This window comes from Candidatus Obscuribacterales bacterium, assembly GCA_036703605.1.
In the GTDB taxonomy this organism is placed as follows: domain Bacteria; phylum Cyanobacteriota; class Cyanobacteriia; order RECH01; family RECH01; genus RECH01.
In genome coordinates this window covers 1-1332 of the sequence record DATNRH010001196.1, presented here as the reverse complement: position 1 = coordinate 1332, position 1332 = coordinate 1, and the positions used below count along the sequence as shown (strand labels likewise).

Sequence of the window (1332 nt, the reverse complement as noted above, 5' to 3'; positions counted from 1 at the left end):
AGAAGAGGTATGTAATGAGATACCGAATATGCCTTTTGTTTATTTTCATCCTTGCCCTGGTATTGGCAGCTTGCGCCGCGCCGCGCAACCTACCAATTGGCCCTACGCCCATCCCGACGCTGATCCCGGTGACCGAACCTGCTAACATCCCCGGTGCTGATGCTACACCGTCGTTCACCCTGCTAAGTTACCCTGCACGCCCTCCCACGTCTGCTCTAGGCCAGCAGCTCTACCAATCTCATTGTGCAAATTGCCACGGTGAGGATGGTGAAGGCATCGTGCCTGGGGCGCGCAATTTTAATGACCTGGACTACATGCGCGGTGAAACCCCGGCTTCATTTTACGCAGCTGTTACCGAGGGGCGCGGCGAAATGCCGTCATTCCTGGATTTGTTGAGTTCAGACGAGCGTTGGGATGTGGTGTTCTATATGTGGCGCTTTTCCACAGATGCGGAAACCCTTGCTCTTGGCAAGAGTCTCTACGATACAAACTGCTCAGCCTGCCACGGGGAAGATGGCGTGGGCAAAGTATTAGGTGCGGCTGATTTCACCGATTTACGGCTTGTAGATGACCGTGCACCTCGAGATTTCTACCTGACTGTCACGCAGGGAAAAGGTTCCATGCCAGCCTGGCAGGGGCGCCTGTCGCAAGACGAACGATGGGCAGTCATTGACTATCTGCGCACGTTCTCATACGATGCAGCCTTGCCAGGTGATACAGCCGCAGCGCCTCCAACCCAGCCCAGCGTTACTGAGCTAGCCTGCCCATCTACCTACCTCTCTCAATCAAACCAATTCCCCTGGGATGACGCGGCTGCTATTGCCGCCGGTAATATTATCTACAGCCAGTCCTGCGCTGTGTGTCACAGCGCGGACGGATCAGGCGCCCTGCCAGGAGCTCCTGATCTCTCCTCCGCTGAGTTTCAGGATGAATTACGCTCCGCCAGCGGAGAATCTCTGTGCATCACGGCTGAGGGACGGGGAGCTATGCCCGGTTGGAAGGAAACGCTTTCGGTCAAGCAAATGTGGGAGGTTTTAACTTATATAAGTACGCTAGGAAAGTAGGCCTGGGACAATCTTCGCAATTTTCATATCCTGAGGGCTCCCTGCCATTCATCCTCATCTCTCACCTTCAAAGCACTCGGGGATCCAAATGTACATGCTTCAACTCAATCCACGCTGGCTTTGGACTTGCAGAAAAGCCATATTTTAACCGCCCATCGGGTGGGAATGCTGCGTACTGGTTATCAATCCACAGCACCAATCCCAACGGCCCACGGGGAGTGACAGAAGTATCCAACACAGTCTGCCCATCCACAGCAAGGCGCAGCCT

The 1332-nt window shown here is 54.6% G+C and carries 2 protein-coding genes; one reads left to right on the top strand and one right to left on the bottom strand.

The features are described from left to right. On the top strand, positions 1-1064 hold a 1064-nt coding region (locus V6D20_24835), incomplete at its 5' end, for a c-type cytochrome (GenBank protein ID HEY9819008.1). A 67-nt stretch (positions 1065-1131) separates the two neighbouring features. On the opposite strand, the gene V6D20_24830 is transcribed toward V6D20_24835, so the two are convergent. After that, positions 1132-1332 (bottom strand): hypothetical protein (locus tag V6D20_24830; protein ID HEY9819007.1); only part of this gene is annotated, 201 nt, incomplete at its 5' end.